This window comes from Micromonospora sp. PLK6-60 (assembly GCF_019890675.1).
In the GTDB taxonomy this organism is placed as follows: Bacteria; Actinomycetota; Actinomycetes; order Mycobacteriales; family Micromonosporaceae; genus Micromonospora.
Genome location: NZ_JAIOAA010000001.1, coordinates 308,817 through 332,818, shown reverse-complemented (window position 1 = coordinate 332,818; position 24,002 = coordinate 308,817). Strand labels below are relative to the sequence as shown.

The following is a 24,002-nucleotide window of genomic DNA, read 5'->3' as shown; positions in this document are numbered from 1 at the left end:
ATCGGCCGGGGGAGGCTCCACCGATCGGCCGACCGCTAGGCTGGGCGGTTCCTGGCCTCGCCACCTGGAGAAACGCATATGTCCGACAGCGTCTTCGCGCAGTTCACCGCCGCCGACGACCAGCTCGCCGTCGCGTTGCTCGTGCAGCCGGCGATCAACGCCGCCCTGGTGCACAACCGGGTGCCGTTGGTCCGTCACCTCACGCTTACCAACCGTGGCGCGGAGCCGTTGGCGGAGGTGACGCTGACGCTGGAGCTGCTCGGGCCTGACGGTGCTCTCACCGAGCCGTGGACGCGTACCCTCACCCGGCCGCTGCGGCCCGGAGCGGGCACCGGCTGGGACGACTTCCGCGACGTCACGCCGGAGCGCACCCTGCTATATCGCACCGACGAGGCGTTCCCGGTCGACTACCGCCTCACCGTCGAGGCGACCGGCACGCCGACGAACGGCACGCCGCTGACGCTTGTCGCCCCGTCGATGGTGCTCGCGCACAACGAGTGGTTCAACAGCCCGGCGCTCTACGACAGCCTGGCCGCGTTCGTGCAGCCGAACACCGGCGCGGTGGAGGCGGTGCTGAGGTCGGCGGCGCAGCTCCTGCTGGCGCGTACCGGTTCCGGATCGTTGCAGGGCTACCAGGACGGGTCGGAGCGGGCGGCGCTGATCGCCGGTGCCGTCTACGAGTCGCTGCGCGGGCTCGACATCACCTACCAGACGCTGCCGGCGTCGTTCGAGAACAGCGGCCAGAAGGTCCGGACGACGGCGGCGGTGCTGGACGGACGGCTCGGCAACTGCCTCGATCTGTCCGTCACCTACGCCGCCTGCCTGGAGGCGGCCGGGCTGCACCCGCTGGTCTTCATCAGCGAGGGGCACGCCTTCGGCGGCTTCCTGCTGGAGGAGGAGCGCCTCAGCGCCGCGGCGGTCACCGAGACGAACCTGCTCATCTCGATGGTCGACTCCGGCCGGGCGGTGCCTGTCGAACTCACCCGCCTCGGGCCCGGCGCGCAGACCGCGACGTTCACCGAGGCGGTGCGGGTCGGCCTCGGTCACTTCCGCGGCGACGGCCACCGGCTGCAGGGCGTGGTCGACGTCCACCTCGCCCACCGCTCCGGCATCCGGCCGCTGCCGTCGGCCGACCAGCTGGTCGCGCCGGTCGACACCGAGACGACCACCGACACCACAGTGGCCTCCCTGGACCTTCCGTCGGGGGTGGCCGCGGCCAAGTTGCGCCAGCTCGCCGACGACCGCGACGAGACGCCGCAGCCCTCCGACGACTCGCCGGCGCGCATCCAGCAGTGGCGTAAGTCCCTGCTCGACCTGAGCCTGCGCAACCCGCTGCTGAACCTGCCGAAGCGGGGCCGCGGCCTTGACCTGCACGTGCCGGCCGGCGCCCTCGCCCTGCTCGACGATCTGATCCACGACGGTCGCCAGGTGCAGGTCATCCCGCAGGACGACATCAGCCACGTCCACGAGTTGGCCGGCGCGCGCCGGGCGCAGGACCTCGACGCCGACGTCCTCACCCGCGAGCTGCGCACCGACCGCCGGGTCTACGGCGCGGTCACCGAGGCCCGCTACAAGACCGCCATGCGGTCGCTTCAGCGCGAAGCGCGCACCATGCTGCAGGAGACCGGCAGTAACTACCTCTATCTGACCATCGGCACGCTGGTGCACCCGAGGACAACCGGGGGAGAGGCATACGCCCCACTGTTCCTGCTGCCGGTGCGCATCGAGGGCGGCACCGGTCGCCGGCCGTACGCGATGGTCATCGACGGCAGCGAGGTCGCCAGCCCGAACTACTGCCTGATCGAGTGGCTGCGGGTCAAGCACGGGGTGCGGATCCCGGAGCTGGAACAGCCGGTCCTCGACGAGCACGGCATCGACGTCGCGAAGACCCTGGCCGCGATCAACGCGGGCCTGGTCGACAACCGGCTGAACTACCGCATCGACGAGTCCGCCAGCCTACGGTTGCTGCAGTTTTCCACCTTCCAGATGTGGCGGGACCTCGGCGACCACTGGCCGCGGTTCATGGAGAACCCCGTCGTGCGGCACCTGGTGCAGTCCTCCGGCGCGACATTCGACGACCCGGCCCGGCCGGAGGATCAGCCGGAAGAAGCCGTCGACGAGCCGGAGCTGCACCTGCCCATTCCCGCCGACGGCTCGCAGATGCAGGCCATCGCGATGGCCGAGCGTGGCCAGTCCTTCGTCCTCGAAGGCCCGCCCGGCACCGGCAAGTCACAGACCATCACCAACATGATCGCCAGGGCGGTCGCCGCCGGCCGGTCCGTGCTGTTCGTCGCTGAGAAGCAGGCCGCTCTCGAGGTCGTCAAGCGCCGGCTCCGGCAGATCGGCCTGGGACCGTTCGCGCTGGACCTGCACGGGCGCAAACAATCCCTCAACGCCATCCGCCAGCAGTTGCGTGACGCCCTGGACCAGTACGACGCCGGGACCGACGGCAGCTGGACGGCCGTCGAGACGGCCTACCGGACCCGGCTCGCGCCGCTGGTCGAGTACCCGGCGCAGGTCCACACCACCAACCCCGTCGGTATGTCGCTCTGGTCGGCCTACGAGCAGGTCCTCGCGTACGGGGACGGGCCGGTCGCGCCGATCCCGGTGACCTACCTACATGCGCCCGAGGAGGCGCGGGCACAGGTGGAGCGCACGCTGCGGGAGTTCCCGGCCGCCGCCCGCTCAGCGCGGGTCCGACCCGAGCACCCCTGGTCGTTGAGCGGGTGCCGCACCCTGGACGGCCTGCACGGCGCGGCCCTCACCGAGATCGCCGCCGACCTGGAACGCGTCCGCGTCGACCTCGCCACCCGCCCCCACTTGGTCGAGCTACTGCGGACGCTGCCCGCACCCGAGACGGTCAGCGAACTGCAGGCCGGCGCCTGGCTTGCCGTACGCGGAATGCTGCCGGACCGGGAGACCACCGTGCGGGCCAGCGACCGGCGCTGGGACGAGGCGGTGGCCCGGCTGCAGTCGGAGCTGGCCGGCTTCCACCAGGGCTTCGCCGGTGAGCTGGCCACCTTCCGGCCCGACGTGTACGGCCGTGCGGAGCTGACCGCCTGGCACGTCGAGGCGCAGGAGGCGGCGAAAAAGGTCTTCGGCAAGCGCAAGCGCAAGCAGGCCGTCGTCGACAAGATGGCCGTGCACCTGATCGCCGGCGCGACTCTCGACGCCGAGCAGGTCGAGGTGACCACCGGGCGCCTCGTCGCCGCTCAGGCCCGGGCCGCGGCCCTGTATCAGCAGGCGGCGGCGGTGGGCGGCCTGCTTCTGCCGGGATGGCAACCCACGCAACCGGACGCCCCGCAGCGGCTTGCCGAGGCGATCGAGGCAACCCGGATCGGCCGGACGCTGCTGGCCCGGCACCCGCAGGCCTGGAACCTGTTCCAGCCCGGCTTCACCGACACCGACGCCGTCCTCCTCGACCGGGTCGCCTCCCGGTGGCGGGCCTGGCGCGGGGTGCTGCGCTCCGGGGAGCCGGAGCTGGCCCTGTGGGCCACCGGCTCGCACTGGGCCGCCGCCTGGCAGCGGGACGGCGCGACCTGGCTGCACGACCTGCGTACCGAGGAGCTCTTCCCGCTGCGTCGGTGGGCCACCGTGCTCACCCACGCCGACGTGCTCGCCTCCGCCGGTCTCACCGACTACCACGGCCAGCTGCTGCGCGCCGAGGTGCCCGGGCAGTTCGCCGAGGAGGCGTACCGGCGCGGAGTCGCCGCCACCTCCCTCGCCGAACGGCTGCGAGCCGGTGGTCTGCAGTACTTCGACCCGGAGCTGCACGACGACGAGATCGCCCAGTTCGAGACCGCCGCCGGTGAGCTGCGCGCAGCGCTGCCCGAGCGCCTGCCGTCGGTGCTGGTCGGACGCCGCCCCTTCAGCCCGAGCGACCGGCGGGGGCGCTTCGCCGACTTCGCCGCAGAGCTGCGCCGCAAACGCGGCGGGCGGTCCTTCCGGGAGCTGTTCGAGCTCTACCCGGACGCCGTCTTGGCCCTGACACCGTGCGTGCTGGTCAGCCCCGCCTCGGCGGCGAACTTCCTGGCCCCGGGAGGGCAGCGGTTCGACCTGGTCATTTTTGACGAAGCATCACAGATCCGGGTAGCGGAGGCGGTCGGCGCGATGGGACGCGGCCGGGCGGTGGTGGTCGTCGGCGACTCCCGGCAGATGCCGCCGAGCAGCATCATGCAGGCCAGCCACACCGTCGACGAGGTCGACGACGGCGAGGCCCCGGTGCTGGAAGACCTGGAGAGCATCCTCAGCGAGGCCGTCGAGTCCGGGTTGCCGCAGCGGTGGCTGTCCTGGCACTACCGCAGCCACGACGAATCGCTGATCGCCTTCTCCAACCGCTACTACTACGACAACAAGCTCTCCAGCCTCCCGTCGCCCGGCGCCAGCAGCTCCGCCGGCATCACCTGGCGGGGGGTCGACGGCCGGTACGACCGGGGCGGTACGCGAACCAACGAGGTCGAGGCGCAGGCCGTCCTCGCGGATATCATCCGACGCCTGCACGACCCGGCCACCGCCGGTCAGTCGATCGGCGTGGTCACCTTCAACATCCAGCAGCGGGACCTCATCCTCAACCTGCTGGAGGAGAGCAGCGACCCGCTCGTCCGGGAGCACCTCTCCGGCGCGGTCGCGGAACCGATCTTCGTCAAGAACCTGGAGAACGTGCAGGGTGACGAGCGGGACGTCGTCCTGTTCTCATTGGCGTTCTCCACCAACCCGGAGACCGGCCAGCTTCCGCTGAACTTCGGTCCGCTCAGCCAGGTCGGCGGCGAGCGTCGGCTCAATGTGGCCATCACTCGGGCCCGCCGGCAGGTCGTGCTGTTCTCGTCGTTCGAACCGTCCGACATCGACCTGTCGCGGACCTCGGCGGTCGGCACTCAGCACCTGCGGGCGTACTGCGAGTTGGCCGCCGCCGGCGCCGATCGGCTGGGCGATCTGACCACCGACCGGACCGAGCGGCGTAGCCGGATCCGTGACCAGGTGGCCGCCGCGCTGCGCGAGCGCGGGCACGAGGTACGCACCGCACACGGCCTGTCCGACTTCACCGTCGACATTGCCGTGCGCCGGCCCGGGGCAACGCGCTGGCAGGTCGCGGTCATGCTGGACGGGCCGGACTGGAGCTCCCGCCCGACGGTGGCCGACCGGGACCTGGCCCCGGCCCTGCTTCGGACGATCATGGGCTGGCCGGAGGTGGTGCGGTTCTGGTTGCCGGCATGGATCCACGACCGGTCCGCACTGCTCGACCGCGTCGACGAGGCGGTGGCGAGGGCGGACGCTTCGGAGCCTGCCGCGTCGGCGGCGTCCGTTGTACCGCACGAGGGGCCCGAGCTGCCGGCACCCCGCGCTGCCGCCGACGACGAGCAGGGTCCGTCTGTAAATCTGACGGATCCGCGGGTCGCGGAAGACACCGAGCCACTGGCCGTTGCCTCGTCGATTCTGGTCACCGGCCTCGCCACCGCATTCACGCCGGCTCCTGCCGCGAGCGGGCCGCCGGCGACCGCCGGCAGCATCGAGGTTCGACCCTTCATCCCGTACGCGCCGACTCCGCTCGGCGACCAGAGCGACCTCGACCTACTCGCCACCGACCAGCGGGTCCGCGGACTTGTCCGGGAGGCGCTACGCGAGATCATCGCGGCCGAGGGGCCCGTCGAACAGCACCGGCTGGCCCGCCTGGCTCTCGCCCGGTTCGGTTTCCTCCGGACCCGGGAGGACCGGCGTCTCGCCGTCCTCACACTCGTTGACGCCCGCCGGCTGTACGAGCACCCGACGGTCGGACGGTACGCCTGGCCCGAGGGGACGGATCCACAGAGGTGGCGCGCGTACCGGGTCACCCAGGCGAGCAACGACCGGGGCTTCGAGGAGGTGCCGCCGGAGGAGGTGGCGAACGCGTTCGTCCATGTCCTGCAGAGCGTGCGAAGCATGGACGAGGATCGGCTGCTGCGGGCGGGGCTGGAGCGCCTGGGCTACCGGCGGCGCACCGAGAAGATCGACAAGCTCCTGCGGTACGGCTTGCACGTCGCGGTGACGAGCGGCCGTATCCGGTTCGACCAGGAGGGACGCCTCGCCCTGAGCTGACACGCCCCGTCCGGCCTAGTGCGTCAGTGCCTTCACGAGACCGACTGAGATCGGCAGCTCCGTGCATGGCAACCGTGGCGTGATTGCCTGCCTCGCTGATCTGTCGCCATCAGTGGCGGGCTGCGAGGCGGATCTTTTCCGGGGTCAGTGCGACGCTGGCGACGGTTCGGCCGCCGTCATCGGTGAACTCGACCTCGTAAGCAAGCCGGGGCCTCTGAAATACGTGCACGATAGTGCCGACGGCACCAACCTGAAGCTCCTCGTCGGGAAGGTCTTCTGTCAGCTCGACCACGTCGTACAGATCCACGGCCAGCCTCACGTCGGTGGGAACGAGATGGTCACCAGGCGGGGCGTCGACCCGGCCTCCTCCACCATCCATGCGGTACGAACGATGATACTGCCGGAGGGGCCGGTCAGCGGCACGTCGACCGACCACCGCTGGCCGTACTCATCCGCTTTGCCGAGAAGAGGAGCGGCGTGCCGTACACCCTCGCGGATCTGCTGCTCGACGGTCGCGGCGTCCTCCGGCCCGAGCCCGGTGGCAGCGTTGATGACGCGGTACTTGTTCCTCCCGACCGGGTGCTCGGGGTTCATTGCGTACGCGGTGATCTTCCGTGCGTCGATCTCGGCGTTGCTGAAGTCCGGGTGGTCTGGGTTGCGAGGAGGAGGCGGTGGTTCCGGCTCCCGCGACGGCTGAGGTTCCGGAGGCTGCCGGCGTAGCCTCTGGAGCGCCTGCTTCAGCTCCGCGAGCCGCCGCACCGCCGGCACGATCTGCCGCAGACTGGCGATCAACCCCCGCAGCAGCTTCCCGATCCGCGCCGCCCACGACGCCACCAGCGTCGACACCTGCTCCACGACCAGCGGTGCCGCCAAACCCGCGGTGGCGACCAGCTCGCCCGCGTACACGATGATGCGGGAGACGCAGGCGGCGATGACGTCGCGGACGAGGAGCCGGACGGCGGCAACGAGCCCGGCGGTGGCCTCGGTGATGGTGGCCATGGCGTCCGCGCCGGCGGCGAGCCCGGTGATGGCCTGCTGCTGTTCCACCGACCAGGAGCGGTAGGCCGACCCGGCGCGGCCGGCCCAGTCGGCGACGTCGGCGCGGACGTCGCGGGCCAGGTCGGCGGCGCTTTCGCGCAGCGCGGTGGCGGTGTTGCGCCAGGTCTGGGCGTGGGCGGTGATCTGGGCGGGGTCGCCGGCGAGCCAGTCGAGGGCCTCGCTGAGGGGTTTGACGTGTTCGATGAGCCAGGCGATGCCGTACTGGAGCAGGGCGCCGACCGGGTCGGAGACGAAGGCGAGGGCGTCGAGGCCGGCGCTGACCACGCCGAGGGTGCCGTCGATCCAGCTGCCGTTGCGGACGCCCTTGGTGATGAGCTCGATGTCTTCGAGGATCCACACGCCGGCCCAGGCGCTGGGCGCGCCGTCGGCGACGGGGGCGACCAGGGAATTGGTCACTACTGGCGCCGCAGCCGGTCGAGGTGCCGCTCGACGCGGGCGTCGGTGTCCTGGTAGCGCTGCGCGCTGGTCCGCAGCCGCCCGGCGGTGTCGCGGACCGATCCGGCCGCCGTGCCGATGCCGTCGACCAGGGTACGGTGCAGCCCGTCGAGCAGCGTCGGCATCAGCGCGCAGAGCTGCCCGTACGCGTCGGCGCCGAGCCGCACGTGCTGGCCGGCGGCGCGGGCGGTGTCGATGCGGTCGGCGGTCCGGTCGAGGTGCCCGGCGTGCGCGATCAGGTCCTCGGGGTGGACCTGGAGGTGCTCACCTGTCGGCATCGGCGGAGCTCCGCTGGTAGGACTCGATGATGGCCGCGGCGGTCGGGTCGTCGTCGCCGAGGGCGGCCCGGGTCGCCTCGGTGACCTGTCGTAGCAGGTCGGCGCGGGCGGCGGCGCCGGTGGTCACGATCTGCCGGGCGGTGTGCGCGGCGGGGTGTTGCCGGGTCCGCTCGTCCAGGTGCAGGTCGATCAGGTGACCGGCGGAGTCGACGGTGACCTCGACGAGCCGGTCGGGGCTGCGGGCGGTGCCGGTGAGTTCCTGGAGCCGGCCGGTCAGCGAACGGGTCCGCCGCGCCCGCTCGGCCAGGGATGCCTCCCAGTCGTCGAGCCGGCGCGCCGCCGCGTCCAGCGCAGCCTCATCCGCCCACACCCGACCCTCCCCAGGGGACGACCTTCGATCGTCGGACGTCGAAGTCGCAGAAACGTTATCAGGCGGTCGCGCTCCGTGTGGGGCGTCGCATTCGAGGGCTTGACGCGTGCGGCGGCTCGGTGTGGTCAGGCGGTCAGAGGCGGGTGGTGGCCAGCCGGACGCCCAGCCCGAGCAGCGCCACCCCGGTCGCCGCGTCGATCGCCCGACGCACCGCGGGCCGCCGGAGCAGCCGCCGCAGCGCCGCCACCACGTTGGCCACCCCGACGAACCACAGCAGCGCGACGGACGCCCCGGTCACCGCCAGCAGCAATCCGTCCACGACCGTGGCGCCGGTGCCGAGGAGCTGCGGCATCAGCGCCACGAAGAACACCGCCGCCTTCGGGTTGAGCACGTTGCACAGCAAGCCCTGCCGGAACGCCGCGGCCGTGCCCACCCGCCTCGGCCCGGCGTCCTCGGCGGCCACCACGTCACCGCCGCGCGCCGCCGCGCGCAGCGCCCGGATGCCCAGGTAGGCGAGGTAGCCGGCCCCGACGAGCTTCACCACCGTGAAGGCCGTCGCCGACGCCGCCAGCAACGCGGCGACGCCCGTCGCGGCGGCGAGCACCCAGACGAACACCCCCGCCGCGACCCCGGCGGCCGTCGCCATCCCGCGCCGGCGGCCGGAAGCCACCGCATGGCGTACGACGATGGCGAAGTCGGGGCCGGGGGAGAGCGCGCCCAGCGCCATCAACCCGGCGAACGCGACGATCGTCGCGGCGGTCACGAGCGGCCGGCCGGCGGCGTCGACCGGACGAAGGCGGACCAGGCGGCCGGCGCAAAGGTCAGGCACGGTCCGTCCGGATCCTTCGAATCGCGCACGCCGACCAGGCCGGGAAGGTTGGCGGCGACCTCGACACAGTCCCCGCCGTTGTCGCCGCTGCGGGTGCTCTTGTGCCAGATCGCGCCGGTCAGGTCAGTCATGCCGCATCTCCCCGACGAGCCGTTTGATCATCTCCTTCGATTCTGCCTCACCTAACGCGAGTGCTGCTACGCCCTTCCACGTGTTCTCGTATGCCGCTAGTTCGTCGGGCTTGTCGAGGTAGAGGGCCCCGGTCAACGATTCGCTGTACACGACGGATGGCTCGGGTGGCGTGCGTCCCTTGTTGGTGGCGGGAAAGTCGAGGATGACGAAGGAGCCGGCCACCGCCCCCGGGTGCGGCCCAGCCGCGAGCGGCACCACGCGCACCGACACGTGCGGGAGCTCGGACGTCTCCAGCAGGTGATTGAGCTGGCCGGTCATGACACCTGACCCACCGACCGGTCGTCGGAGCACCGCCTCCGAGAGCACGGCCTCCAGTCGTGGCGGTTCGGGCAGGCGCCGAGTCAGCAACCCCTGGCGCTGCATGCGAACCTCGACGGCTCGCTCCCGTTCCTCGGCACTGAGCCGGCTGCCCGGGTGGTACAACCCCAACGCGTACTGCCGGGTCTGAAGCAGCCCCGGGATCAGCGATTCGTCGTAGCGACGCAGGTGGGCGGCTGCGGACTCCAGCCCCACGTACAGCTCGAACCAGCTCGGCACCGCGTCCCCGTACGCGTGCCACCACCCCCTCGACTTCGTCTCCGCCGCCAGCCCGCGCATCGCCTCGGTCAGCTCGTCGGAGACCCCGTACAGCTCGCACATCGCCTTGACGTCGAGCACCCGCACCGCGCCCAGCCCGCACTCGATGCGCCAGATCTTCTGCCGGCTGTATTCGAGGGCTTCGGCGGCGGCGTCGAGGGTCACGCCCGCCTCGGTGCGGTACTGGCGCAGCAGCCGGCCGAGTTGCCGGCGCGGCACGGTCGATCCGAGGTCGTCGGCCATCCGAGCACTCCTTGATTCCATGCCGCAACAGTGCGTGACCTTCTCCTGCAACTCGTACCGGTTGCAGTAAAGAAAGTCAATGGATCCGGCGAGAATTTCGCCGTGGAACGTTGCAGAAGTGCCCCGGACTGCCGCAGGCTCTCTACCAGAGCCCTGCCGCCGTACCGCCGGTGAGCTGCGGAGACAGGTGCCAGGTGGGTCCGCCCGTACGCGGAGGGCGGGCGGTCCCGCCCTTCCACGCCCCGACGAGAAGGCAGGTCCGGCATGGGTGACCGCACCGAGCGACCGGCCCGCGCCACCGGCCGGTACGTCATCCACCTGCCGCTGGTCGCCGCCGACCTGCCGGCCGCGCGGCGGCTGGCCCGGGTCGTCGCCCGCTGGACGGCGATCCTGCCGCAGAGCGACCCGGGGGAGACCACCGTCTCCGCCGAGGACGACCAGAACGTACGCCATCGGGTCTTCTGCGACCTGCGCCTGCCCGGCGGCCGGCGCTGCCTGCTGCCCGCCGACCACGACGGCCGCTGCGCCCGCCGGCTGCGTCGCTGACGGAGCGCGCAAGGGAAGGCCCGCGCCGCAAAACGTGGGCCCTCGTCTCGGATCGGTACAAGTCGTCCGAGATTTCTGTTGCGTCTCGCGGCGTCAGACCGATCTTCAAGGTGCAGTACTTCCCCACCCGACTTCCCCACCCGTCCGATGGCCTGACCATCGCGGCCGCAACCGGCACGCGTGGTCCCTGACCTACACCTACCGGCCACCGTGCGCCCGCCGACGGATCGGCGACGGCGCGGGGCCAGATAGGAGCGATATGGGTTGCTCGCACATCCAGAGCTGTCCGCTGTTTCCGCTGCTCAACGCGAGCCTGCGCGACTGGCGCAACTACTACTGCGACAGCGCGAACCAGTGGCGGGAGTGTGCCCGGTACCAGTTGTCCAGGACCGGCCAGCTGGTGCCGATCACCCTGCTGCCCAACGGGGTCGACGCGATGCACCTGAGAGGCATTCCCGCAGCTGACGGGTCCAGCCCGGTGGAACCTGGCCCGGTCACACCGTCGGGTTTCGAGGCAGTGCCGGAACCGACGCCGGCCGAAGCGCCGCCCCCTGGCTGGGGGTTCGACCCGGCCCCACCCGCGCCTGGTCCACGCCCCGCCAGACCGCCGGCAAAGCCACCCGCCCCGCGTCGATACGGATGGTGGGCCCGACTCGCAGATTGGATCTCAAGTCCCGCATGAACGACTACTGGCCCTGGTGGGCGGGGGCGGCCGGACTCGCTCTCGTCACCATCAACTACGCCATCGCGACCGACCGATCCTTCGGGGTGTCCGGGGCCTGGGACCGCGTCCTGCACTGGCGCACCGAACGCCGCGTCGAACGGGCGAACGCGCAGGTCACCGACGACGCCGTGCTCATCGAAGCGCTCGCCGCGGCCACCGCCGGACCGCTCGGCGCCCCGCCGCTCACGCCCGCCGCCCGCCCCTCCGGCTCGGGTGGCGCAGGGACACCGGGGCCGGACCGGCAACCCCCGGCGGAGGCGAGTTCCTCGATGGCGAGGCTGCTTCCGGCGCCCCTGGTCAGCCAGGTCGGCCTGCTGCTGTCGATCCTCGTCGGCGGCTGGGTGGCGGCGGTCACCTCCGGACGGTTCCAGCTCCGTCTCGACATGGGCGAGGGCTTCCGCCAGATCGTCACCGACAAGCCGACCGAGATGGTCGCGGCGCTGTTCGTCGGGGGTGTCCTCGTCGGCTTCGGCACCCGCCTCGCCGGCGGCTGCAGCAGCGGTCACGGGCTCAACGGCTGCGGTCGCCTGCAACCCGTCAGCATCGTCGCGACCGCGGTCTTCTTCGGCACCGCCGTCCTGGTGTCGTTCCTGCTCTGGAAGGTGATCTGATGCGTACCCGGGGTGCGATCCTCATCGTCAACATCATCACCGGGCTGGCCCTCGGCTTCACCGTCGCCAACATCGGCTTCGGGGACTACGCCGAACTGAACCGCATGTTCACCTTCCAGGACCTGCGGATGTTCCTCTCCTTCGCCGGGGCGGTGGCGATCATCGTGGTGGCGTTCGCCGTGTTGCGGGTGCGCCGCGTACCGGGACGCATCCATGCCGGCGTGGTGCCCGGCGCGGTGCTGTTCGGCACCGGCTGGGCGATCTCGGGGGGCTGCCCGGCGATCCCGATCGTCCAGGTCGCCAGCGGATGCATGCCCGCCCTCGTCACGCTCGCCGGCATCGCCGTCGGCATCCGCCTCTGCCGGTGGGCCAACACCAGATATCTCCGGATCGACAGCGGCTCCTGCGCCCGGTAGCCGGGGCTCGGGCCGTACGCCGTCGGGCCTGTCGCGACCCGCGCAGGCCCGGCGGCCGGCGCCGCGCCGACCACGGCGTCAGCCGATCTGGCTGCTGTCCTTCAGCTCACCCCACCCGTGCCAGCGGTCGATCTCGATCAGCGCGCTGACCCGGCCGCGCTCCCGCCGCGGATACGGGTTGCCGGTGTAGTGCTGCGACAGCCGGTCGATGTCCGCCAGCTCCTTGTCCTCGCGCAGCTCGACCACGTGCCCGATGATGCTGAGGTGGGTGTACCAGCCCTGCTCGTCCAGCACGGTCAGCGTCACCCGCGGGTCGTTGCGCAGGTGGTCGAGCCGGCGGCGACCCTCGTCCATGTTCACCAGGATCCGGCCGTCGTCCCACAGGTACCAGGTGGCCGTGGAGACCGGCTGGCCGTCTGAGCGCAGCGTGGCTATGACGGCCGGGTTCGGCTTGCGCAGCATGGCGATCGCGGACTCCGGCAGCGGCGGCTTCGACATGGCTCTCCTCTTCCCGGCGGCGTTGTCTCCGCAAATGTACGCACCCACCCCGCCCGTCGCAGGGCGACCGGTGGCGCGGTCAGGGTCGGGCGGCTCGGCGGGCGGCCCGACGCCGCCACGGCGCCGCCAGGAACAGCACGGCCAGCGCCGCCGCGCCCCCGGCGGCGACGATGAGCGGCGTCGAGAACGACCGCGCCGCCGCCGGCTGGCCGGGCGCGTCGCCCTTGAGCGCCACCACCGGCCGGTCCCGCTTCTGCTGGTCCGGGCCGACAAGTTGGCCGACCGACGCGCCGGGGGAGAGGGCGAAACCCCAGTCCAGCAGGGCCGCCGCCTCGCCGAGGCTGCCCAGCGGCGCGGTCTCCGCACCGAGCAGGGTCACCACCAGCCGCCGGCCGTCGCGTTCGGCCACCCCCACGTACGTCTGCCGGGCCAGGTCGGTGAAGCCCGTCTTCCCGCCGAGCGTGCCCGGATAGTGGTCCAGCAGGGTGTTGTCGTGCGCGAAGGACAGGCCCGGCGTGCCCGCCCCGGCCGGGATCTGCGCCGCCCGGGTGGCGACGTACCGGCGGAAGTCCGCCCGGGCGTAGGTGGCCCGGGCGATCAACGCCAGGTCGTACGCGCTGGTGTACTGACCGGGCCCGTCCAGCCCGGACGGTGTCACCGCGTGGGTCTGGTTGGCGCCCAGCCGGTGTGCCTCGTCGTTCATCGCCTGCACCCCGCCCGGCCGCCCGGCCGCGCCGCCGCCGACGCGGGCCAGCACGTTGGCGGCGTCGTTGCCCGACCGCAGCAGCAGCCCCAGCCACAGGCTCTCCACCGTGTAGTGGCCGCCCGGAACCACGCCCATCACCGAGCTGGCCGGGTCGAGATCCCGCAGGTCCGCACGGGTCACCTCGACCACCTGCGCCGGGTCGAGGCGGGGCATCAGCGCCGCCGCCAGCAGCATCTTCTGCACGCTGGCCGGCGTGCGGCGCTCGTGCGGGCCGCAGCCGCCCAGCACCGCGCCACTGTCCAGGTCGGCCACCAGCCACGAGGTGGCGGTCACCGCCGGCGCCGCCGGCGCGCCGGCGGGCGCCGCGAGGCCCGCCGTGGCCAGGGACTCGCCGCCGACGGCCCGGTCGGCGGCGTCGACCGGTGGGGCAGCGGGTACGGCCGGCGCGGGTGCCGGCGGTGCCACGGTCGGGCAGGGCCGGTCCGCGGGGGCCGCTGACGCCCGTGAGGCCGGCAGCAGGCCGGGAGTGGTCAGGACGGCGCTGAGCAGCACGGCAGCGATGCGATTGGCGGTCACGTCACAGAACGTAATTGTCGGCGAGGGTGGGCACGGCCCGATTGTCGAAAGCGCTCCGCAGCGGTCTCATTCAGACTGAAAAGCCTGGTCCACTTCCGCCATTCCTGCCCATTTTGGCGCCCGACGAGCGGTGCATTTTCGGCGAATGAACGCGCCAGGCCCATTCGGCGTTGCGACGCGCCGTCGCGCGTCTGGCGGCCGTCGGTTGCCATGAGGGCACAGGCGGGGCGGGACCGGGCCACGGTGGGACAGAAGGGCGAGCGATCGCCGCCATCCACCGTGAGTTGTCGGTCCGGGCTGGCACGCACGGTGGGTGCCAGCCCGGACTGTCGTGGTCAGTCCTTGCTGGTGGCGGCCGCGGCCGCCTGGCGGATGATCGCCTCCTTCTCGGCGCCGCTGATCTCGACGCAGAACTCGTTGCCGGCCGGGTCGGCGAAGACCATCCAGCCCCGCCCGTTCGGTGTGCGTTGGTCGTCGACCACTGTCGCGCCGAGGGCGGCGATCCGGTCCACCTCCGCATCCCGCGGCTGGTCCGGCTCCAGGTCGAGGTGCACCCGGTTCTTCAGCGTCTTGGCCTCGGGCACCCGGAGGAACAGCAGCGTCGGCTGACCGGCCGGCACGTCGAGCGCCACCTCGTCGTCACCGGGCTGGTCCTCCGGGCAGATCGGATAGCCGAGCACCCCGGACCAGAACCGGGCCAGCTCGTACGGCTCGTGCGGGGCGGCCAGGTCGAACGTGATGTGCCGAACAATGGATCCCATCAGACGTTTTCCTTTCAAGGCTTGAGTCAGTCGTGTGCGAGGTGGCGCCGCTTGCCGGTCGGGGCGTAGCCGACCCGCTGGTAGACGCGCCAGGACTTCTCTTCCGACGCCGCCAGCCAGGCGCACGCGGCACCGGCCGCGATCACCCGCTCGGTGATCCGCGTGGTGAGCGCGCCGGCGACACCCCGCTGCCGGTCCCTCAGGTCAGATGAAGTGATGTCTGCGGAACGCGCCGAGGAGAGGGCGCGCTGGAAAAGGGCATGGCGCACCGCAGAGGCGGGCGCGGGTGCGAGTGAACGGGACTGGCCCGCTCAGCCCTCCGCGCGCACGCGGCGGCCGCTGGTCGCCGAGATCACAGGCATCATCCTTCATGGACAGCCGCGCCCGAGGCGCGGGTCGTACCGCAGCTTTCCACCGGATCCCGCAGCTCGTCAACCGGCTCACGGCAGGCCGTGCCCGGAAGCCGCAGGCTGATCCGCGAGCGCGGCGGCGAACTCCTCGAGATATCCGGCGACCGGCCCCACGGTCAGCATGCCGCTGCCCGCCCCGGCCACCTCCCCGGCCGCCGGCAGCAACGCCGCCCGCGCCCGCGCCAGCACCGCCCGGTCACCCACCCCCACCGCGGCCCGCCCGGTCAGGCACCACAACGCCTCGTACAGCAGGTCACGCGGCGGCTCCGGCACCCGCCGCAGGGCCGCCGCCGCCTCCCGCGCCCGGCCGTCGGCGAGCAGCACGAGCGGCCGGGCCCACGGCGCGTACGGTCCCCAGTCGGTGTCGGCGGCGACGTCGGGCGGCAGCCGGTGCCACACCCGCAGGCACAGCAGCGCCAACGGCAACAGCCCACCTTCGACGCCCGGCATCCCCGCGCCGGTGAGCCGGTCCGCCGCCTCCCGGTACCCGGCCTCCGCCGCCGCCGGCGGCGCCCCGGTCGCGGCGTACCGCATGGCCCGGTACCAGCCGGTGAACACCCCGACCAGGGGGAGTTCGTGCCGGTCGGCGAGCCGGTCCGCGGCGGCGGCGTGCCCGTCGGCGCCGGCGAAGTCGGCCAGCGCGCCCCGGGCCTGGAGGCGGACGAGGTGCCCGAGGACCGCGAACGTCACCAGGCCGTGCCGGTCGGCCAGGGCGACCAGTTCGGCGCCGATCGCGTCCCGTTCGGCGGCGAGCCCGGCCCGGTGGAAGGTCTGCATGAACGTCCCGTTCAGGGCGAACGCCAGCAACGCCGGGTCGGCCAGCCGGCGGGCGATCGCCTCCGCCTCCCGCGCCGCCTGCGGCCCGCGCGCCGACCGCGTGCCCCGCGACTCCACCGCGATGGTGGCCAGCAACCGGGCCCGGGTCGCGTCGGAGCCGCCCGGCCCCAACGCGGCGAGGGCCCGCTCCGCCGCCGCCACCACCCGGGCCGCCTGCGCCGGGTCGTCGGAGCGGGTCCAGTTCGCGGGTACGTCGTAGCCGCCGATCACCCGGGCGGTCAGCTCCGGATCCCCCACCTGCTCGGCCGCCACGATGGCGGCGACCCGCTGCTCCCGGGCCGCCGTCAGCCCACCAGCGCCGGTCACCGCGAGGCTGCGCAGCAGACCGACGGTCGATTCGAGGCGGGCGCGGGCGCCCGGCACCACGGCCCGCTCGTACGCCGCCGCGGTCTGCGCCCACACCTGCGCCGGTCCCGGCGGGCCGGCGCCCACCTCCTCGGCCTGCCGCAGGATGTCGATCTCCAGTTGCCGCAGCCGGGGGCCCGGATCCACGCCGAGCTGGTCGCGCAGCAGCTCCCGGGCCCGGCGCAGCACCGCGAGCGCGTCGCCCTGCCGCCCGGTGCGGGACAGCGCCACCGCCAGCAGCCGCCACGCGTCCTCCCGCCACGGATGCTCGGCGACGTGCGCGTCGAGACCGGGCACCACGGCGGCGGCCCGCCCGAGCGCCAGCAACGCCTCGGCCCGCCGCTCCACCGCCTGCAACCGCAGCTGTTCCAGCCGGGCCCGCTCGACGCGCGCCCACGGCTCGTCGAAGCCGGCGTAGGCGGGCCCCCGCCACCGCCCCAACGCCCGGTCCAGCTGCGTGAGCGCCGGCTGGGGGAGCGCGGTGTCGGCGGCGCCCACCTCGTCCTCGAACAGCCACGCGTCGACACTGTCCGCGTCGACCCGCAGCGCGTAGCCGGGCCCGTCGGTGACCAGCAGCCGGGCCGGCTCACGGGGCGCGCGGCCCGGCTCCAGCGCCCGCCGCAGCGCCGCCACGAAGGTACGCACCGCGCTCACCGCACCCGCCGGGGGCACCTGCCACAGGTCGTCGACGAGCACGTCCACCGGGAGCACCCGGCCCCGCGCGGCGATCAGCCGACCCAGCACCGCCCGGTGCCGAGGCCCCTTGAGGTCGATCGGCGTGCCGGCGTCGTCCCAGGCCGTCACCGGCCCGAGCACCCCGCAGCTGACCCGCACCGCCCGACCCGTCCTTCCCTCGCCCGGGGGCCAACGTATCGCGCTCATCGGCTGCTCATCCGGCACCGGCACGCTGACGACGGACCAGCCCACCGAGAGAGGAACCAGCTGTGACACCTGTCATCCCGGACTTCGACTACCAGCGCGTCGCTGTGGACGGCGACGTGCGCCTGAACGTGGCGGTGGGCGGCTCCGGCAGCCCCCTCGTGCTGCTGCACGGCTTCCCGCAGACCCACCTGATGTGGCGGCACGTCGCCGCGGACCTGGCCGCCGAGCACACCGTCATCTGCCCGGACCTGCGCGGCTACGGCGCCAGCGACAAGCCGGTCGCCGGCGACGACACCACGTACGCCAAGCGGACGATGGCCGCCGACGTGGTCGCGCTGGCCCGCGCGCTCGGCCACGACCGGTTCGCCCTCGTCGGGCACGACCGGGGCGCCCTGGTCGCCATCCGCGCCGGCCTCGACCACCCCGACACGATCACCCACCTCGGGGTGCTCGACGTCCTGCCGACCCTGGACATGTGGGACATCCTGCACGGTGCCAGCGCCGCCGTCGCCTTCCACCTCTATCTCATGGCCCAGCCGCCCGGCCTGCCCGAGCAGATGATCAGCGGCAGCGCCGACGCGTTCTTCGGCTACTTCCTCGACGTGTGGGCGCAGCACCCGGCGGCCATCCCGGCGGACGTGCGGGCCGCGTACCTGGCCGCCTCGCGCGCGGCGGTGGACTCCATCGTCGCCGACTACCGCGCCTCGGCCGGCATCGACGTCACCCACGACCAGGCGGACCGGGCCGCCGGCCGGCGGCTGACGATGCCGGTCACCGTCGTCCAGCAGGACTGGGGCGCGGCGCTCGGCTACGACGCCGCCGGCCTGTGGCGGGCCTGGGCGGCGGACCTGGAGCACCACACCACCTCGGCGGGCCACTTCATGGCCGAGGAGGCGCCCGGCGAGGTCGGCAAGCTGCTGCGCGCGCTGCTGGCCCGGTAGCCCACGGCCGGTCGCCCCGGCTGCGTCAGACTGGCCCGATGTCGTCGTCGATGCTGGTGGCCGGCCCCCGCCTCGCGGTCGCCCTGGTCCTGCTGACCGCCGTGGCGGCCGCGGTGGCCGCGGTGGGCCGGCTCGGTCACGGCCGGCAGATCGCCGTCGCCGCCGCCCGCGCCGCCGTCCAACTCGCGGCCGTCTCGGTGCTGATCACCGCCATCGTGGCCTCGCTCGGCGCCACCGCCGCCTTCGTGGTGGTGATGTGCGCCGTGGCGGCGGGCACCTCGGCGCGGCGGATCACCCGGGGCCGGCACGGCTGGTGGGCCGCCGTGCCGATCGCGGCGGGCAGCCTCCCGGTGGTGGTGGGGCTGCTGCTGGCGGGGCTGCTCCCGCTGCGCGGCATCGCGATCATCCCGGTCGCGGGCATCCTGATCGGCGGCGCGATGACCGCCACTTCGCTGGCCGGCCGCCGCGCCCTGGACGAGGTGGCCGGCCGGTGGGGTGAGGTGGAGGCGGCCCTCGCGCTGGGCCTGCCGCCGCGCGAGGCGTTCCTGCTGGTGTGCCGGCCGGCGGCGGCGCAGGCGTTGATCCCGGCACTGGACCAGACCCGCACGGTGGGCCTGGTCACCCTGCCCGGCGCGTACGTCGGGGTGCTGCTGGGCGGGGCGAGCCCGGTGGCCGCCGGGATCACCCAGCTCTTCGTCCTGGTGGGCCTGCTGGCCGTGGAGGCGGTCGCGGTCGTGCTGACCGTCGAGCTGGTGGCCCGGCAGCGGCTGCACCGGCGCTGACTCCCGGTTGGCCACAACCTGGGCGGTGCGCCGGTTGGCCGCAACCCTGGCGGTACGCCGGGCGCGGACCGGGGTAAGAGCAGTGCACGGAATGTGACCGCGAAATGGCGCGCAGCCCGTGTGTGAATCGGTGCTTTTTGCGCAGCGAGTTTGCGCACTATAGTGGCCCGGGATCCGAGTCGACGGTAAGAGGAGTTGCCCACGATGTGTGGCATTGTTGCCCTGCTGCCCCGGTATGACCGTCTTGGTGAGGCGGTGGGCGCACCCGCTGTGCTCGGCAGCCTGGCCTGGGAGCTGGCCTCAGCCGACTCGGTGGAAACACCCTCGGTGGCCGCCGCGTCCGAGCTGCTCACCGAGGCGCACGAGCGGGCCGAGCAGGCCCTGCGGCTCATCTCCGCGCCGGCGACCCTCGCCGTGCTCGCCGCCGACGCCAACCTCCAGCGCGAGGTCTCCACCGCCCTCGACGGGATCCAGCGCTGGCTCGACGGCTGGGACGCCGTCCTCGACGACGGGTCGCACGGCTCGGCCGAGGAGGTCGAGGCCGCGCAGGCGCAGGCCGTCGCGGTGCGGGACCTGCTCTGGATGCTGCGCAACGACCGGCTCGCCGCCGCCCGCCGGATGCGGGAACTGGGCTTCGGTGACACCGCCGACGGCCGGCTCGCCGTGTCCTACCTCGGCGTGGACTCCGTACTCGACGCGATCGACCGGCTGGAGGTCCGCGGCCGCGACTCCGCCGGCGTGCAGATCTGGGTGGGCCTCGACGACGTCGACCGCAAGACCATCGACGCGCTCGCCCCGGCCCGCGACCCGCGCTTCCGCTCCGGTGCCGTGGAGATGGTGGGCGACGGCGCCGTCTTCGTCTACAAGCGCGCCGCGATCCTCGGTTCCCTCGGCGACAACGTCGCCCACCTGCGCACCGCCATCGCCGCCGACGAGCGGCTCGCCACCGCGCTGCGCCTGCCCAGCGCCCGGATCTCGGTGCTGGCCCACTCCCGCTGGGCCAGCGTCGGCCGGATCAGCGAGGCCAACGCCCACCCGGTCAACAGCGTCGCCGATGGTGCCGAGCGGCCCTACTCCGCCGCCGTGCTCAACGGCGACATCGACAACCACGTGGAGCTGCGTCGCAAGCACGCCGTGGTGACCGACGAGATCACCACCGACGCCAAGCTGATCCCGGTGATGTACTCCGCCGCCCGCGAGCGGGGCCTGGCCCCCGGCGCCGCGCTGGGCGACTGCGTCGCCCAGTTCCACGGCTCGATGGCGATCGGCGTGCAGGACGACGCCGGCCACCTGGTGCTCGCCCAGAAGGGCAGCGGCCAGGGCCTCTACGTCGGCCTGGCCGACTGGTGCTACCTCGTGGCCAGCGAGGTGTACGGCCTGGTCGCGCTCACCGACCGGTACCTGCGGGTCGACGGCTCCGGCACCGACGGTGGGGTGGTCGTCGTGCTCGACGGCGAGGCCGCCGGCACCCTGGAGGGCATCACCGAGATCACCGACGCCGGCGTCGGCGCCCCGGAGCGGGTGCAGACCGCCGAGATCACCACCCGCGACGTGGCCCGCGGCGACTACGACCACTACCTGGTCAAGGAGATCGCCGGGGCGCCGCGCTCGTTCCGCCGCAGCCTGCGGGGCCGCATCGCCGAGGTCGACGGCCTGCTCCAGGTCGCCGTCGGCGAGAGCGGCCTGCCGACCGCGCTGCGCGAGGACATCGCCCGCGGCCGGTTCACCGAGGTCGTGCTGGTCGGGCAGGGCACCGCCGCCGTCGCCTGCCAGGGCATCGCCGAGGTGATCCGCCCGCACCTGCCCGGCCTGGCCGTCCGGGCCGTGCCGGCCACCGAACTGTCGGCCACCGACCTGCCCCAGGACATGAGCGGCATCCTGCTGATCGCGGTGAGCCAGTCCGGCACCACCACCGACACCAACCGGGCGGTGGACCTGGTGGTCCGCCGGGGCGCCGCCGCCCTGGCCATCGTCAACCGCCGCGACAGCGACCTGGCCCACAAGACGCACGGCGTGCTCTACACCTCCGACGGCCGCGACGTCGAGATGGCCGTCGCCTCGACCAAGGCGTTCTACTCGCAGGTGGCCACCGGCGTGCTGCTCGGCCTGCAGATCGCCCGCTCCTGGGGGCACCTGCGGCCGGAGGTCGAGAACGCCCTGCTGGTCGGCCTGCTGGAGATGCCGGCGCACCTGACCGCCGTGCAGGGCCTCGCCGACGAGGTGGCCGCCGCGTCGCGCGAGATGCCCGCGTACCCGTCGTGGGCCGTCGTCGGGTCCGGTCCGAACCGGGTCGCGGCGGCCGAGGTGCGGATCAAGCTCTCCGAGCTGTGCTACCGCACCGTCTCCACCGACGCGCTGGAGGACAAGAAGCACATCGACCTCTCCGCCGAGGCGATGATCCTGGTCTGCGCGGCGGGCACCCCGCCGCAGCAGGTCCGGGACATGGCCAAGGAGATCGAGATCTACGCGGCGCACCGCAACGCGCCGGTGGTGATCGCCGACGAGGGGGTGGACATCGCCTGGGCCGCGCAGCACGTCATCCGGGTGCCCCGGGCCCACCCGGCGCTGGCCTGGCTGCTCAGCACGGCCGTCGGGCACCTGATCTCGTACCACACGGCGCGGGCGATCGACGAGCTGGCGCTGCCGCTGCGGCAGGCGCTGACCCTGCTGGAGGAGCGGGTCGACCAGGGCGCGTCCCGGTTCACCGACGTCGCCGAGCTGGCCGAGCCGGTGGAGGAGTTCCTCGCCGAGGTGGCCACCGGCCGCACCCGCGGCGTGCTCTCCCCGCAGGCCACCCTGAGCCTGGCCAACGTGCTGCTCCTGCTGCGCGGGCTCACCGCCGCCCTGCCGATGCGCGCCGAGGAGATGGGCGAGCCGCTGGACTACGTCCGCGACCAGCTCACCGAGGCCGTGGAGGAGCTGACCCGCTCCATCGACTCGGTCAAGCACCAGGCCAAGACGGTCACCGTCGGCACCTCCCGCGACGACAACGACCTGCTCGACAACCCGCTGACCGCCGCCCTGGTCTCCGCCGGCAGCGACGTCAACCTGCTGACCTACCCGGTGCTGCTCGCGCTGCGCGCCCACGCGCCGCTGATCGAGCAGGTCACCGGCGCCGTCCGGTACCGGGTCGAGCGGACCGGCGACGAGAGCGCCATCCGGGTGGTGGCCAAGTCCGGTGCGGTGGCCGGCACGCCCAGCCGGGCCGACAACGGCACCCGCCTCACCGGTTCCAAGCGGTACGCCGTCGACGCCCGGATGATCCAGGTGGTCCGCGGCCGGCGCGACGACAAGCTGGTGCTGATGGTGCCGGAGCAGGTCGGCGCGCACGTGTCCGGCCTGACCCTGCTGCACGTGGCGCTGGCCCCGGCCGCGGACGCGGCCACGCTGACCAACGCCCTGCAGACCAGCGGGACCCGGCTCGCCGAGATCGACGCCGCGGTCACCGAGACCGAGGCCGGCTTCGACGAGGCCATGCTGGAGAAGGTCCCGGTCGAGACGGTGCTGGTCGGCTCGGTCGGCGAGGTGGCGGCCGCGCTGCTGTCCCGCTGACACCCCGCGACACCGGCCGCGCCGGGTGGGTCCACCGACCCGCCCGGCGCGGCCGTTCGCGCGTCGGACTCAGGCTCGGCCGGCGCGGGCGTCCGCTCCTGGGGGACGGCCTCGGCCGGTCGGGGCCCCGGACCGGCCGGCGGGATGGCCCGGTCAGCGGGTGTGGGTGACCTTGGTGATGCCGCGCGGGCTGTCCGGGTCCTCGCCCCGGGCCAGCGCCAGGGTCAGCGCCAGCCGCTGGAGCGGGAGGATGTCCAGCAGCGGAGAATACCGCTCGTCCACCGCCGGGACGCCGATGTGCGCCGCGTCGCCGGCCGACCCGGCCGACCCGACCGTGATGACGTCGGCCCGCATCGCCCGCAGCCGCTCGATCACCTCGGCCATCGCGGCGCCGCCGGGGCCGTCCCCGACGACCGCCAGCACCGGCATCTCCCGGTCCGCCACGGCCACCGGGCCGTGCAGCAGATCCGCCCCGGAATAGGCCAGCGCCGACAGGTACGACGTCTCGATGATCTTGTGGGCGGCCTCGCGGGCTGTCGCGTACGCGTAACCGCGGCCGGTCACCACCAGCTCGTTGGCGTACCGCAGGCGGGCCGCGACCGCCTCGTGGTCCCGGCCGGCGAGCGCCTCGGCCGCCAGCTCCGGCAGCCGCGCCAGCTCCCGGGCCACCGCCGGCTCCGGGTCACCGGTGCCGGTGCGCACGCCCTCCACCACGAGCAGCAGGGACAGCAGCTCTGCGGTGTAGGTCTTGGTGGCCGCCACCGCGCGCTCCGGGCCGGCCAGGATGTCCACGTGCAGCTCGGCGACCCGGGCCAGCTCGGAGTCGGGTGCGTTGGTCAGCGCCAGGGTGCTCGCCCCGTGCCGGCGGGCGCTGTCGAGCACCTCGACCAGGTCGGGGGAGCGGCCGCTCTGCGACACCCCGATCACCAGCGCCCCGGACAGGTCCGGCTGGGCGCCGTAGAGCGACACCACGCTGGGGGAGGCCAGGCCGGCGGGCCGGCCCAGCCGGATCTGGCTCAGGTACGACCCGTAGAGCGCGGCGTGGTCGGAGGTGCCCCGGGCGGCCAGCACCACGTGCCGCACGTCGCGGCGGGCGACCTCCCGGGCCACCTCGCGCACCGCCGCCGCCCGGTCGAGGATCCGTTGATAGGTCGCCGGCTGCTCGGCGATGTCGGTTGCCATGCCCTGCCCGGCGTCCGCCACGACCACCCTCCCGCCCGCTCCGGCCGTCGGAGCACTCGCTGTGAAGACTTTTGCACGAAACTGCTCGGGGATCAATCCGGCGAAACATTTTCGCGCATGACACGTCCGTTGCGTGCGCGCCGTGCCGGTCCACCCGTACGGCTGGCCGCCTCGGCAAA

The 24,002-nt window shown here is 73.3% G+C and carries 20 protein-coding genes; 7 read left to right on the top strand and 13 right to left on the bottom strand.

Features of this window, described 5'->3' with window-relative positions; all coding sequences use genetic code 11:
• The first annotated feature begins 78 nt into the window (after nucleotides 1–78).
• Nucleotides 79–6,072, top strand: a complete 5,994-nt coding sequence (locus K7640_RS01310; protein ID WP_222952779.1) for a DUF4011 domain-containing protein — start codon at nucleotides 79–81, stop codon at nucleotides 6,070–6,072.
• A 109-nt stretch (nucleotides 6,073–6,181) separates the two neighbouring features.
• On the opposite strand, the gene K7640_RS01305 is transcribed toward K7640_RS01310, so the two are convergent.
• The 7 genes from K7640_RS01305 to K7640_RS01275 all read right to left on the bottom strand — a co-directional run bounded on the left by K7640_RS01305 (nucleotide 6,182) and on the right by K7640_RS01275 (nucleotide 10,054).
• Nucleotides 6,182–6,379 (bottom strand): DUF4926 domain-containing protein, encoded by a 198-nt coding sequence (locus K7640_RS01305; RefSeq protein WP_222952778.1) that lies wholly within the window; start codon nucleotides 6,377–6,379, stop codon nucleotides 6,182–6,184.
• An 8-nt stretch (nucleotides 6,380–6,387) separates the two neighbouring features.
• The gene (locus K7640_RS29875; RefSeq protein ID WP_308042394.1) at nucleotides 6,388–7,527 is read right to left on the bottom strand and encodes a WXG100 family type VII secretion target; all 1,140 of its coding nucleotides are present in this window, start codon (nucleotides 7,525–7,527) and stop codon (nucleotides 6,388–6,390) included.
• The gene (locus tag K7640_RS01295) at nucleotides 7,527–7,844 is read right to left on the bottom strand and encodes a type VII secretion target (RefSeq protein WP_222952777.1); all 318 of its coding nucleotides are present in this window, start codon (nucleotides 7,842–7,844) and stop codon (nucleotides 7,527–7,529) included. The genes K7640_RS29875 and K7640_RS01295 overlap by 1 nt, the downstream gene beginning before the upstream one ends.
• Nucleotides 7,831–8,214, bottom strand: a complete 384-nt coding sequence (locus K7640_RS01290) for a YbaB/EbfC family nucleoid-associated protein (RefSeq protein ID WP_222952776.1) — start codon at nucleotides 8,212–8,214, stop codon at nucleotides 7,831–7,833. Before K7640_RS01290 ends, K7640_RS01295 begins: the two co-directional genes overlap by 14 nt.
• Nucleotides 8,215–8,347: 133 nt before the next feature.
• Nucleotides 8,348–8,977 carry a LysE family translocator gene (locus tag K7640_RS01285; protein WP_308042393.1) on the bottom strand — a complete coding sequence of 210 codons (630 nt, stop codon included), beginning with the start codon at nucleotides 8,975–8,977 and terminating at the stop codon, nucleotides 8,348–8,350.
• Nucleotides 8,974–9,174 (bottom strand): DUF397 domain-containing protein, encoded by a 201-nt coding sequence (locus K7640_RS01280; protein ID WP_222952775.1) that lies wholly within the window; start codon nucleotides 9,172–9,174, stop codon nucleotides 8,974–8,976. Before K7640_RS01280 ends, K7640_RS01285 begins: the two co-directional genes overlap by 4 nt.
• The gene (locus tag K7640_RS01275) at nucleotides 9,167–10,054 is read right to left on the bottom strand and encodes a helix-turn-helix transcriptional regulator (RefSeq protein ID WP_222952774.1); all 888 of its coding nucleotides are present in this window, start codon (nucleotides 10,052–10,054) and stop codon (nucleotides 9,167–9,169) included. The genes K7640_RS01280 and K7640_RS01275 overlap by 8 nt, the downstream gene beginning before the upstream one ends.
• A gap of 264 nt (nucleotides 10,055–10,318) precedes the next feature.
• Here K7640_RS01275 and K7640_RS01270 point away from each other — a divergent pair, with 264 nt between their 5' ends.
• The 3 genes from K7640_RS01270 to K7640_RS01260 all read left to right on the top strand — a co-directional run bounded on the left by K7640_RS01270 (nucleotide 10,319) and on the right by K7640_RS01260 (nucleotide 12,351).
• A complete protein-coding gene (locus tag K7640_RS01270) occupies nucleotides 10,319–10,600 on the top strand; it encodes a hypothetical protein (RefSeq protein ID WP_222952773.1) in 282 nt (93 codons plus the stop codon).
• 678 nt (nucleotides 10,601–11,278) lie between these two features.
• Nucleotides 11,279–11,935: a YeeE/YedE thiosulfate transporter family protein gene (locus K7640_RS01265; RefSeq protein ID WP_222952772.1), complete on the top strand. Its 657-nt coding sequence runs from the start codon at nucleotides 11,279–11,281 to the stop codon at nucleotides 11,933–11,935.
• On the top strand, nucleotides 11,935–12,351 hold the full coding sequence (locus K7640_RS01260; protein ID WP_222952771.1) for a YeeE/YedE thiosulfate transporter family protein: 417 nt from the start codon (nucleotides 11,935–11,937) through the stop codon (nucleotides 12,349–12,351). The genes K7640_RS01265 and K7640_RS01260 overlap by 1 nt, the downstream gene beginning before the upstream one ends.
• 78 nt (nucleotides 12,352–12,429) lie before the next feature.
• On the opposite strand, the gene K7640_RS01255 is transcribed toward K7640_RS01260, so the two are convergent.
• From K7640_RS01255 to K7640_RS01235, 5 genes are all read right to left on the bottom strand, one after another.
• Nucleotides 12,430–12,849: a PPOX class F420-dependent oxidoreductase gene (locus K7640_RS01255; protein WP_222952770.1), complete on the bottom strand. Its 420-nt coding sequence runs from the start codon at nucleotides 12,847–12,849 to the stop codon at nucleotides 12,430–12,432.
• Nucleotides 12,850–12,928: 79 nt separating this feature from the next.
• Entirely contained in the window at nucleotides 12,929–14,131 is a 1,203-nt protein-coding gene (locus K7640_RS01250; protein WP_222952769.1) for a serine hydrolase, read from the bottom strand.
• A 335-nt stretch (nucleotides 14,132–14,466) separates the two neighbouring features.
• Nucleotides 14,467–14,892, bottom strand: coding sequence for a VOC family protein (locus tag K7640_RS01245; protein ID WP_222952768.1), 426 nt, complete (start codon nucleotides 14,890–14,892; stop codon nucleotides 14,467–14,469).
• A gap of 26 nt (nucleotides 14,893–14,918) precedes the next feature.
• On the bottom strand, nucleotides 14,919–15,161 hold the full coding sequence (locus K7640_RS01240; protein WP_222952767.1) for a hypothetical protein: 243 nt from the start codon (nucleotides 15,159–15,161) through the stop codon (nucleotides 14,919–14,921).
• A 171-nt stretch (nucleotides 15,162–15,332) separates the two neighbouring features.
• On the bottom strand, nucleotides 15,333–17,366 hold the full coding sequence (locus K7640_RS01235) for a BTAD domain-containing putative transcriptional regulator (protein ID WP_255607728.1): 2,034 nt from the start codon (nucleotides 17,364–17,366) through the stop codon (nucleotides 15,333–15,335).
• Nucleotides 17,367–17,428: 62 nt separating this feature from the next.
• Between K7640_RS01235 and K7640_RS01230 the strand changes: the two genes are divergently transcribed.
• The 3 genes from K7640_RS01230 (at nucleotide 17,429) to K7640_RS01220 (ending at nucleotide 22,641) form a co-directional block, all read left to right on the top strand.
• Nucleotides 17,429–18,307 carry an alpha/beta fold hydrolase gene (locus K7640_RS01230; RefSeq protein WP_222952766.1) on the top strand — a complete coding sequence of 293 codons (879 nt, stop codon included), beginning with the start codon at nucleotides 17,429–17,431 and terminating at the stop codon, nucleotides 18,305–18,307.
• 38 nt (nucleotides 18,308–18,345) lie between these two features.
• Nucleotides 18,346–19,089: an ABC transporter permease gene (locus K7640_RS01225; RefSeq protein WP_222952765.1), complete on the top strand. Its 744-nt coding sequence runs from the start codon at nucleotides 18,346–18,348 to the stop codon at nucleotides 19,087–19,089.
• 255 nt (nucleotides 19,090–19,344) lie between these two features.
• Nucleotides 19,345–22,641, top strand: coding sequence for an SIS domain-containing protein (locus K7640_RS01220; protein WP_222952764.1), 3,297 nt, complete (start codon nucleotides 19,345–19,347; stop codon nucleotides 22,639–22,641).
• Nucleotides 22,642–22,794: 153 nt separating this feature from the next.
• On the opposite strand, the gene K7640_RS01215 is transcribed toward K7640_RS01220, so the two are convergent.
• Nucleotides 22,795–23,823, bottom strand: coding sequence for an SIS domain-containing protein (locus K7640_RS01215; protein ID WP_222953115.1), 1,029 nt, complete (start codon nucleotides 23,821–23,823; stop codon nucleotides 22,795–22,797).
• Nucleotides 23,824–24,002: the final 179 nt, after the last annotated feature.

Bases quoted from the DNA above. Each gene is read 5' to 3' on its own strand.
- K7640_RS01265 (WP_222952772.1), top strand. From the start codon at position 11,279: ATGAACGACTACTGGCCCTGGTGGGCGGGGGCGGCCGGACTCGCTCTC.
- K7640_RS01295 (WP_222952777.1), bottom strand. From the start codon at position 7,844: ATGCCGACAGGTGAGCACCTCCAGGTCCACCCCGAGGACCTGATCGCG.
- K7640_RS01215 (WP_222953115.1), bottom strand. From the start codon at position 23,823: ATGGCAACCGACATCGCCGAGCAGCCGGCGACCTATCAACGGATCCTC.
- K7640_RS01235 (WP_255607728.1), bottom strand. From the start codon at position 17,366: ATGAGCGCGATACGTTGGCCCCCGGGCGAGGGAAGGACGGGTCGGGCG.
- K7640_RS01310 (WP_222952779.1), top strand. From the start codon at position 79: ATGTCCGACAGCGTCTTCGCGCAGTTCACCGCCGCCGACGACCAGCTC.
- K7640_RS01225 (WP_222952765.1), top strand. From the start codon at position 18,346: ATGTCGTCGTCGATGCTGGTGGCCGGCCCCCGCCTCGCGGTCGCCCTG.
- K7640_RS01260 (WP_222952771.1), top strand. From the start codon at position 11,935: ATGCGTACCCGGGGTGCGATCCTCATCGTCAACATCATCACCGGGCTG.
- K7640_RS01275 (WP_222952774.1), bottom strand. From the start codon at position 10,054: ATGGCCGACGACCTCGGATCGACCGTGCCGCGCCGGCAACTCGGCCGG.
- K7640_RS01245 (WP_222952768.1), bottom strand. From the start codon at position 14,892: ATGGGATCCATTGTTCGGCACATCACGTTCGACCTGGCCGCCCCGCAC.
- K7640_RS01270 (WP_222952773.1), top strand. From the start codon at position 10,319: ATGGGTGACCGCACCGAGCGACCGGCCCGCGCCACCGGCCGGTACGTC.
- K7640_RS01255 (WP_222952770.1), bottom strand. From the start codon at position 12,849: ATGTCGAAGCCGCCGCTGCCGGAGTCCGCGATCGCCATGCTGCGCAAG.
- K7640_RS01280 (WP_222952775.1), bottom strand. From the start codon at position 9,174: ATGACTGACCTGACCGGCGCGATCTGGCACAAGAGCACCCGCAGCGGC.